This is a genomic window from Desulforamulus profundi (assembly GCF_002607855.1).
On the sequence record NZ_AWQQ01000104.1, the window covers coordinates 1 to 1,848 of the forward strand.

Below are 1,848 nucleotides of genomic sequence, written 5' to 3' on the forward strand. Positions count from 1 at the left end.
CGGAAAGAACCTTCCCCCGGCCTTCACAATAGGGACAGGCTTCTGCACCACCTCCGCCAGGGATGGGCGCACCTTTTTGCGGGTCATTTCCACCAGCCCCAGTTGGGTGATGCCCAGAATATTGGTTTTGGTTTTGTCCTTTTTGATTTCCTCCTCCAGGGTAGCCAGCACCTGGTTGCGGTGTTCTTCTTCCGCCATATCAATGAAATCGACAATAATGATGCCGCCGATGTTTCTCAGGCGGAGCTGCCGGGCAATTTCCACCGCCGCATCCAGATTGGTCCTCAGGACCGTGTCCTCCAGCGTAGTGCTGCCCACAAACTTGCCGGTGTTGACATCCACCGCCGTCAGGGCTTCGGCCTGGTCAATCACCAGATAGGCCCCGCATTTGAGCCAGACCTTCCTCTTCAGGGCCTTTTCCAATTCTGTAGAAATACCATAGTCTTCAAAAATATTTTCACGCTCATCCAGGAATACCTTGAGCTTCAGCTTCGGATCGATCATATCCAAAATTTCCAGGGTTTTTTCGTATTCACTGCGGGAATCCAGGGTAAGACGGTCCACATCTTCGCTGAAAATGTCCCGCAGCATCCGCTGGACCAGTTCCAAATCCCTGTGCAGCAGGTTGGGGGCGGAACTGTTGGCGGACCGGCTCTGTATTTTACGCCAGAGTTTGCTGAGCAGCAGAATGTCCTGCCGGAATTCTTCCTCATCCACCCCTTCGGCCACCGTCCGGACAATGACACCCATTCCCTCGGGTTTTACCCGGGCGGCCAGTTCCTTTAATCGCTCCCGCTCCTTTTCTGATTCAATGCGCCGGGAAATGCCGATGTAGTCAACGGTGGGCATTAGAACCAGATACCTGCCGGGCAGCGTAATATGGGTGGTAACCCTGGGTCCTTTGGTGCCGATGGGCTCCTTGACGATCTGAACGATAATCTCCTGACCCTGCTTTAAAATGTCACCGATATTCACGTTAAGACCCGGCTGGTTGGCTGCTTCCGGATTCCTGGCCGGCTGCGCGTCTTCCACATAAAGAAAGGCATTCTTCTCCAACCCGATATCCACAAAGGCTGCCTGCATGCCTGGAAGGACATTTTCTACCTTGCCCTTGAAGATGTTCCCCACCAACCGCTGGTTTTGGGAACGCTCTATGTACACTTCCATAAGCACTCTGTCTTCCAGGACCGCAACCCGCGTTTCTTCTTCCTGTACATTAATCACGATTTCTTTTAACATAGCTGACTTCCTCTCCTACCCTGCCCCTAAACCTCCCAAAGGGAGATGGGACCAGTGTCACCCTCGGCAAACAGGGCGGTACGGCGAATACGGAAATCCTCCGGGTCAACGGGTACTCCCCCGTCCCCGGATAGCCTGAGTAAAACCTCTTCAGGACGAACATTTCCTGTACTGCCGATTAAAAGTTCCATATTTATTTCTAGTATATGCCCTTTTACTCCACCTGCCAGCCTAAAAATTCCCGGACGAATGTCGACTTCTTTTCTTTTCCCTTTTACTTCTCGGGTTATCATAATTTCTTCTTGATCCATCAGGTGGTCAATGGCTGTATTCAGTTCTACCTCCGAATACCCGGCGGGCAGGGTGGCCGTCGCCCGGTAGGCAGCCCTGGCAATCCTGGACATTAGGGCAGGAGCACGGTCCACCACTTCTTTGACATCTAATATTTTATACTTCGGGCAGATTGGATTCCACCGACGGGCGATCTCAGCTGGCTCCAGGTACTCTTTAAGCTCCATGTCCATGTATTCTTCCAACCCCGCAACCCCGACGGCAGCGGTGCGGCAAAACTAAACTTGGGGTGGGGATTAAAGCCCTCGGAAAAGGCCA

1 protein-coding gene and 1 pseudogene are annotated in these 1,848 nt (G+C 52.7%); both read right to left on the minus strand.

Annotated elements, in window-relative coordinates; translation table 11 throughout:
- Window positions 1–1,239: pseudogene (locus P378_RS15565) on the minus strand (Rne/Rng family ribonuclease); the annotation flags it as partial.
- 26 nt (window positions 1,240–1,265) lie between these two features.
- Window positions 1,266–1,775 carry a TIGR03936 family radical SAM-associated protein gene (locus tag P378_RS15570; protein WP_238473318.1) on the minus strand — a complete coding sequence of 170 codons (510 nt, stop codon included), beginning with the start codon at window positions 1,773–1,775 and terminating at the stop codon, window positions 1,266–1,268.
- Between the last annotated feature and the right edge of the window lie 73 nt (window positions 1,776–1,848).